This window comes from Psychrobacillus psychrotolerans, from assembly GCF_900115805.1.
Taxonomy (GTDB): Bacteria; Bacillota; Bacilli; order Bacillales_A; family Planococcaceae; genus Psychrobacillus; species Psychrobacillus psychrotolerans.
In genome coordinates this window covers 179,464-185,980 of record NZ_FOXU01000008.1, presented here as the reverse complement: position 1 = coordinate 185,980, position 6,517 = coordinate 179,464, and the positions used below count along the sequence as shown (strand labels likewise).

The following is a 6,517-nucleotide window of genomic DNA, read 5'->3' as shown; positions in this document are numbered from 1 at the left end:
AGAAGAAGCAAGCTTCTTCGTCATTCGCTCGACTTGCATGTATTAGGCATGCCGCCAGCGTTCGTCCTGAGCCAGGATCAAACTCTCCATAATAGTTCGCTTTCAGTATGCAGAGCATATTGAGAGCGAACAAATTAGAACTAGTTTAAAAGCTCATTTTGTTTTGCTGGCATCATCATTAAATGATGTCCAAAATTGTTTTGCTATCATCCTAACTAAGTTAGTTGAAAGCTATATTTCTTAACGTTTTGCATGTTCAGTTTTCAATGTTCATTTTGTTGTGTCGTTTTTTGCGACTTCTCTAATTTACCATCGTACTCGGTAAGTGTCAAGAAGTTTTTCTAAAAAACTTTTTCACTATTATTTGTTTGAAATAGTTTGTGTTGTTTTGACGACGCTTATTATAATACCATGCATTTATTTATTATGTCAACAATAAAAACGAACAAATTTCATTGTTCGTTTTTAAATGTTGTTTCTACATCATCACTTTGTAGTATCTATGCATGATCGCGTTGCTTTTGGTTTGCTGTTCTTCAATTGAAATATACCCTTTATCTATTAGAAACTCGATGAAAACCTCTAAATCTACAGAGTAGTTTTTAAGCTCTTCTTGCTCATGAATTTCTTGGATCGTCCAAAACTCTTTTGACCCAAGTACTTCTATAATGTGTTGCGCTCCATCTTTTGATCGGGAATGAATCAAAAAGTCACTCGCTAAAAACAAAAGCTCTAATCTTTTTTCTAATGATTCATCACTAGAGATTAACTCATCGTACAATTTATATATAGAAGGATCTAATGCTTTTACTTGATTCCATACCATCACTTCTGGGTGCATACCATTTTCAAAAACAGCTAATCGTGCTAGATGATGTAAAGAATCTACCATATGATTATAAGCATCTAAGAAATTACGTTGTTCAAAAAATAGCTTCCCTTCTAAATACCGTCTCGTTAGTTTGGCAAACTCTATACCCATTCGAGCTTTTCTTCCGTTTATCGGAAATACGTATAGCTCTTGTTTTAAACTTTCTACATATTCATTGCGATCAAATACCACACGACCGTTGATTAACCAATCCACCAGTTTCGGGTTAGTTCCCAACAAGAGCCATTTTCTTAACTGCTTTTCTGTAATTATATGAAGCGCAGTTTTTTTATCCTCATACGTATAATGCTTTGTAAAAACAGGTACCTCAGATTCTTTCGTTAATATTAATAAAATAGAGTCAAACATATCTGTAATAGGACTAAAATCTGCCCGTTTCTCTACTAAAATAACACCAAGTGTATTAGGTTCACTTGCTCTTTCTTGATAAATCGGTCTCAATAACGCTTCCAAAATGAAGCCTCCTTTATTTACTTCTACTTATAAATTTTCGACAACTTTTCTATATTTCCTTCTATAATTCATTCCTAACTTAACTTTATACTAAAATATGATATAGTGTATGTAGAAATTAGGAGGCTGAAAAATGAAACCCTATAAAAACAAAATAAATCGTATACGTTCGTTTGCACTTGGACTTATATTCTTTGGTTTTATCATTATGTACGGTGCAATCTTTTTTAAAGATAACGGTATATTAGTTACCATTTTCGTAACGCTGGGGCTACTATCTATTTTAGCTAGTACAGCAGTCTATGGCTGGATTGGATTATTATCAACAAAAGCAGTGCCTGTTGTATGTCCTAACTGTGGTAAGCATACTAAAGTATTAGGTAGAGTAGATATGTGTATGTATTGTAAAGAACCTTTAACGCTAGATCCTAATCTTGAAGGTCAAGAATTTGATGAAGCATTGAATAAAAAAAGATAATGGACACTTTGCTTTTTTAGCAAAGTGTTTTTTCTATTCTAAGTAGGTAGAAGGTGGAAGTGAAAATGCTATGTTTTCAAATAAAAAACCGAGCGTGTCTTACTACGCTCGGTTTTGCTTATTGAACTTTAGTTGCATGCTCTTTGCATGTTGGACAAACACCGTAAATTTCCATTCGATGATAACTTACATCAAACCCAGTTAAATGAGAAGCTAAATGTTCTACTTCATCTAATCCAGGATAATGAAAATCAACAATTTTACCGCAAGCGTCGCAAATCATATGATAATGATCATTCGTAACAAAATCAAAACGACTAGAAGAATCGCCGTAGGTTAACTCTTTAACGAGTCCTGCTTCTCTAAAAACACGTAAATTATTATAAACCGTTGCAACACTCATGCTAGGAAATTTACTTTCTAGTGCTTTATATATATCGTCCGCTGTGGGATGTGACATAGATTGGATAATAAATTCCAGTATCGCATGGCGTTGAGGTGTAATTCGTACACCAGTCGATTTTAATGTATCTAAAGCATCTCTTAAATGTACTTCCGTCATCGCAATGCACCTCTTTTCATATTCATTCTTTAATTATAATTGTTACAATAAGTATAAATAGAAAGGGCATGAACTGTCAAATTTATTACTCGTTAAGGAAAGATATACATAGATTAGTAACCCTTTTCCAAATCAATCTCATTTTCCAGTGGCTTTTGCTCCATCCAAGCATTTAAATTACTTGAGAAAATTTGTAGCGCTCTTATTACATATTGAGAAGAGTGACTGGAGATATGTGGAGAAACGATTACATTATTCATACTCCAAAATGGGTGTTCTGCGGCAAGTGGTTCCTTCTCAAATACATCCAGTACAGCATATGCGATTCTCTCTTCTTCTAATGCACGTAGTAAGTGTTGTTCTTTCACTAAATCACCACGTCCAAAATTCATAAAGATTGCACTCTGCTTCATAGACTGTAAATGCTCGTATGTGATTAATCCCTTTGTTTGCTCCGTACTTGGTAGAATGGAAATAACAATATCCGCTTTCGGTAAAACTTCATTTAGTTTATCGAAGGTAACTATTTCGTCCATAAATGGAGGCAGTTTTCCACTGCTATTACATCCAATTGTGTGCACGCCAAAAGCCTGTAGTATTCTTCCTACTTCCCCGCCTATTGCACCGGGACCTAATATGATCGCAGTTGAACCTAGTAATTCGGTTGGAGACACACGCTTAGACCATTCCCCTTTTCGTTGATTTTCATTGATCAACGGGAGTGACTTCTTAATAGAAAGTATATGGGCTAAAATCGTTTCTGCCATTGGAGTTTTGTGAATTCCTCGTACATTGGTAACGACAATGCCTCGCTTTGCAATTTCCAGTAACGGCATTTTTTCTAACCCAGCAGAAGCCACCATAATCCATTTTAGCTGTTCGGCAGTTTTGAGGTGAGGTGCATCTATGTCCTCGCCGTACGTAACTAGAATTGACGCTGACTTTAGCAGTTCTTCATTTAAACCTTTTTGAAATATAAATTCTGCATGTGGGAACTTTTTTACTAATTCATCCTGTTGCTCCTGCTTTGGTAAAAAAGAAAACAATATACTCATATTATTGCCCTTCAGTCACTAATGATTTTAATGTTAGAAGTGCTTCTTCTACGTGTCCGTCGACTTTAACTTTATTCCATTCTTTTACGACCGTTCCAGTAGGATCGATTAAAAAAGTAGAACGTTCGATACCCATATACTCTTTTCCAAAATTCTTTTTCAACTTCCATACTCCATATGCCTCCGATACTTCATGCGTATCATCTACTAATAGCGAAAATGGAAGACCATGCTTGTGTATAAATTTTGTATGGGCCTTTTCATCATCTGCGCTAACTCCAAGAATAACTGCATTTAAGTCAGTGAAACTTGTATGAGCCGCTTTAAAATCACATGCTTCCGTTGTACAGCCCGGTGTAGCATCCTTTGGGTAAAAATACAAAACGACATATTTCTTCCCTGCAAAGTCTTTTAATGAAATAATTTCTCCTTTTTCATTTTTCAATGAAAAGTTAGGTGCTACCATGCCTTCTAGTTTTTCCATCATAATCCCTCCTATTATATATATCGTAACGAAGTTAGTCACTTTGTTCAATTTTCTTAGCAATTTTCAATATTATTGTCTACAATTAAGAGGAACTTAAAGAATTAGTATACTAGACAATAATTGAATAGAAACGTTATACTTTCTATCTGTAAACAAACTGAGCGGAGGCTAGGACATTGAAACAAACACAATCAGAAAAAATTCAAATTGAGGCACTAGAACATATAGTAGGTGGTGTAAACAGTCCATCACGATCATATAAAGCAGTAGGTGGAGGAGCACCTATCGTTATGGAAAGAGCAGAAGGTGCTTATTTTTATGACGTGGATGGCAATAAATATATCGACTATTTAGCGGCATACGGACCTATTATTACAGGTCATGCACATCCTCATATTACCGAGGCCATCACAAAAGCGGCACAAACTGGTCTGTTATATGGGACTCCAACAAAACATGAAGTAACCTTTGCAAAAATGTTAAAGGATGCTATTCCCTCAATGGACAAAGTTCGTTTTGTTAACTCTGGAACAGAAGCAGTAATGACAACAATTCGAGTTGCTCGTGCTTATACTGGAAGAACAAAAGTGATGAAATTCGCGGGATGCTATCATGGCCACTTTGATTTAGTACTAGTTGCAGCTGGTTCAGGTCCTGCTACATTAGGTACTCCTGACTCTGCGGGTGTTTCTAAAGAAACAGCGAAAGAAGTAATTACTATTCCATTTAATGATCCAAAAGCTTTTGAGGAAGCTATGGAGAAATGGGGAGACGAATTAGCTTGTATTTTAGTGGAGCCAATCGTAGGAAACTTTGGAATGGTAGAGCCAAATGAAGATTTCCTTCCACTAGTTCATAAATTGGCAAAAGATAAAGGTGCACTAGTTATTTACGACGAAGTAATTACCGCATTCCGTTTCCATTACGGCGCAGCATCTACTATGTTAGAGCAAACACCTGACTTAACAGCATTAGGTAAAATCATCGGTGGAGGTCTTCCAATAGGTGCTTACGGCGGCAGAAAAGAAATTATGGAGCAAGTTGCCCCATTAGGACCAGCATACCAAGCGGGAACTATGGCAGGTAATCCAGCGTCTATGCAAGCGGGTATTGCTTGCTTAGAAGTTTTACAAACTCCTGGGTTATATGATGAACTCGATAGACTAGGTGGACTGCTTGAGGTCGGTATTTTAGAAGCAGCCAAGAAAAATAATGTGACCATCACTATTAATCGTATTAAAGGAGCACTTTCCGTTTACTTCACAGATGTGAAAGTAGAGAATTATGAACAAGCAGAAGCAAGTGATGGGGAAATGTTTGCGAAGTTCTTTAAGTTAATGTTAAACCAAGGTATTAACTTGGCACCTTCAAAATACGAAGCTTGGTTTATCACAACTGCGCATACAGAAAGTGATATTCAAGAAACACTTTCTGCAGTTAATAATGCATTTGCTAAACTTCAATAAACAAGTGCGCTGTTTCTTACGAAAGGATTGGATTTAATGAAATTAGGAGCTCGAATATTTAAAACTGGAGTAGCTATTGTATTTTCTTTATTCATAGCTGAATTACTTCAGCTTCCCAATCCTGTATTTGCAGGAATAGCAGCTATTTTCGCCATTCAACCTTCTATATATAGGTCGTATAAAACAGCCACTGAACAAATTCAAGGGAACTTAATCGGAGCCATTGTTGCGGTTATCTTCTCTTTAGTTTTCGGAAAAGATTATGTAATCGTAGGATTTGCCGCAATCATCACCATTACAATTATGCTTAAACTAAAATTAGAGAAAGCCTTAACACTAGCTCTTGTTACGGTAATTGCGATTATGGAAATACAAGGAGATGACTTTCTACTATTTGCAGTATTACGATTTGCTACCATTCTAGTTGGAGTAATATCTGCTTTTATTGTGAATTTAGTATTTTTACCTCCTAAGTTTGAAAAGAAGCTATTCAATGCAATTCACTATACACAGGACGAAATAATTCGTTGGTTACGAATAGCAGTTCGACAAGCATCCGATCATCAATCGACTAAACAAACCATTAGTCAATTAAATGAAAGACTTGTTCGTGTTGATCAAATATACTCATTCTTTAAAGAAGAACGTGGATACACTAAGAAAGCAAACCACACAAAGGGAAGAAAATTAGTCGTCTACCGCGAATTAATTTCGGCTTCCTATAAAAGCTTAGATGTACTAAAAAAGTTGCATCACCATGAGCATGAATTTACTCTTCTTCCCGAACATTTTCTAATGATGATAAAGGAAAGATTGGATACTCTATTAACCTATCATGAACAGCTCCATTTGAAATTCATCGGTAAGTTAAGACCCGAGCATATTGAAGAGAACGATTCCGAGGCATTTTTACAAAGGCAAGAAGTAATGGATATTTTCGTCAAACAAATTACTATTACACAAATGGAAGAGGAGTTTTCTTCATACCATCTGCTACATTTACTATCTGCTATTTTAAGCTATGAGGAACAATTGGAACATGTGGATAAACTCATCACCTCATATCAAAACTTTCATAGCGAAGAGCTGACTGTTGAAATTGAAGAAACGCCTTATTAAAAAAA

At 35.8% G+C, this 6,517-nt stretch carries 7 protein-coding genes and 1 rRNA gene; 3 read left to right on the top strand and 5 right to left on the bottom strand.

Features of this window, described 5'->3' with window-relative positions; genetic code table 11:
• Window positions 1-93, bottom strand: a 16S ribosomal RNA gene (locus BM260_RS15190); the annotation flags it as partial.
• A 385-nt stretch (window positions 94-478) separates the two neighbouring features.
• Window positions 479-1,345, bottom strand: coding sequence for a nucleotidyltransferase-like protein (locus tag BM260_RS15185; RefSeq protein WP_093538187.1), 867 nt, complete (start codon window positions 1,343-1,345; stop codon window positions 479-481).
• Between the two features lie 133 nt (window positions 1,346-1,478).
• On the opposite strand from BM260_RS15185, the gene BM260_RS15180 reads away from it, so the two are divergent.
• Window positions 1,479-1,823, top strand: coding sequence for a YgzB family protein (locus tag BM260_RS15180; protein ID WP_093538186.1), 345 nt, complete (start codon window positions 1,479-1,481; stop codon window positions 1,821-1,823).
• 118 nt (window positions 1,824-1,941) lie between these two features.
• On the opposite strand, the gene perR is transcribed toward BM260_RS15180, so the two are convergent.
• The 3 genes from perR to bcp all read right to left on the bottom strand — a co-directional run bounded on the left by perR (window position 1,942) and on the right by bcp (window position 3,924).
• Window positions 1,942-2,385: a peroxide-responsive transcriptional repressor PerR gene (gene perR, locus BM260_RS15175; RefSeq protein WP_139185114.1), complete on the bottom strand. Its 444-nt coding sequence runs from the start codon at window positions 2,383-2,385 to the stop codon at window positions 1,942-1,944.
• Window positions 2,386-2,498: 113 nt separating this feature from the next.
• Entirely contained in the window at window positions 2,499-3,440 is a 942-nt protein-coding gene (locus BM260_RS15170; protein WP_093538185.1) for a D-2-hydroxyacid dehydrogenase, read from the bottom strand.
• A 1-nt stretch (window position 3,441) separates the two neighbouring features.
• Complete coding sequence (bcp, locus tag BM260_RS15165; RefSeq protein ID WP_093538184.1) at window positions 3,442-3,924, bottom strand: thioredoxin-dependent thiol peroxidase; 483 nt, start codon at window positions 3,922-3,924, stop codon at window positions 3,442-3,444.
• Between the two features lie 179 nt (window positions 3,925-4,103).
• Here bcp and BM260_RS15160 point away from each other — a divergent pair, with 179 nt between their 5' ends.
• Together BM260_RS15160 and BM260_RS15155 are read left to right on the top strand one after the other, a co-directional pair.
• Window positions 4,104-5,393: a glutamate-1-semialdehyde 2,1-aminomutase gene (locus tag BM260_RS15160; protein ID WP_093538183.1), complete on the top strand. Its 1,290-nt coding sequence runs from the start codon at window positions 4,104-4,106 to the stop codon at window positions 5,391-5,393.
• Window positions 5,394-5,429: 36 nt separating this feature from the next.
• Complete coding sequence (locus tag BM260_RS15155) at window positions 5,430-6,512, top strand: FUSC family protein (protein ID WP_093538182.1); 1,083 nt, start codon at window positions 5,430-5,432, stop codon at window positions 6,510-6,512.
• Window positions 6,513-6,517: the final 5 nt, after the last annotated feature.

Coding starts and splice junctions, on each gene's coding strand:
- BM260_RS15170 (WP_093538185.1), bottom strand. CDS start 3,440: ATGAGTATATTGTTTTCTTTTTTACCAAAGCAGGAGCAACAGGATGAA.
- BM260_RS15155 (WP_093538182.1), top strand. CDS start 5,430: ATGAAATTAGGAGCTCGAATATTTAAAACTGGAGTAGCTATTGTATTT.
- BM260_RS15180 (WP_093538186.1), top strand. CDS start 1,479: ATGAAACCCTATAAAAACAAAATAAATCGTATACGTTCGTTTGCACTT.
- bcp (WP_093538184.1), bottom strand. CDS start 3,924: ATGGAAAAACTAGAAGGCATGGTAGCACCTAACTTTTCATTGAAAAAT.
- perR (WP_139185114.1), bottom strand. CDS start 2,385: ATGACGGAAGTACATTTAAGAGATGCTTTAGATACATTAAAATCGACT.